Annotated in this window: 1 protein-coding gene; it reads left to right on the top strand. The window is 58.7% G+C overall.

What is annotated here, in order from left to right; translation table 11 throughout:
- The coding region (locus AC55NX_RS20760) for an AMP-binding protein (protein ID WP_496997456.1) at nt 1–761 on the top strand (761 nt) is incomplete at both ends.

Raw genomic sequence — 761 nt, 5'->3', positions numbered from 1 at the left:
CAGTCGCTCAGTTATGCCGAGCTGAATGCCCGGGCCAACCAACTGGCACACTGGCTGATTGAGCAAGGCGTACGCCCCGACAGCCGGGTCGCGGTCTGTCTGGAACGAAGCTGTGAGCTGGTAGTCTCCCTGCTGGCGATTCTCAAAGCGGGCGGTGCCTATGTGCCGCTTGACCCAGGTTATCCGACCGAGCGGCTGACTTATATGTTGTCCGACAGTGCGCCGGTGGCACTGCTGACCACAGGCTCCTTGCTCGACGTGTTGGACGAGATTCCTGCGACGACCCGACTGGTGGACTTAGCCTCGGCGGTGCAGCCGTGGGAGGACTGTCCACAGACTAACCCGGAAGTGGCGGCGCTGACCAATCGTCATCTGGCATACATTATTTACACTTCGGGCTCGACCGGATTACCGAAAGGGGTGATGAACGAGCACCGTGGCGTGGTCAACCGTCTGTACTGGATGCAGCAGGACTATGGCTTTAGTGCTGAGGATGTGGTGCTCCAGAAAACCCCGTTTAGTTTTGATGTCTCGGTGTGGGAGTTCTTCTGCCCGCTGTGGTCGGGTGCGACGCTACTGATGGCCAAGCCGGAAGGGCACAAAGACCCGGACTACTTAAAATCGCTGATAACCCGTCAAGGGGTGACTATCTTGCACTTTGTGCCGCCGATGTTGCAGAGCTTCCTTGAGGTGGTGACACCCAATGATTGCCCGAGTCTGCGGCTGGTGTTCTGTAGTGGCGAAGCGCTCCCGGCGGAAGC

Source organism: Vibrio rubrogenes, from assembly GCF_059641415.1.
The sequence above is the reverse complement of the archived record's forward strand: the minus strand, read 5'-3'. Positions and strand labels throughout refer to the sequence as shown.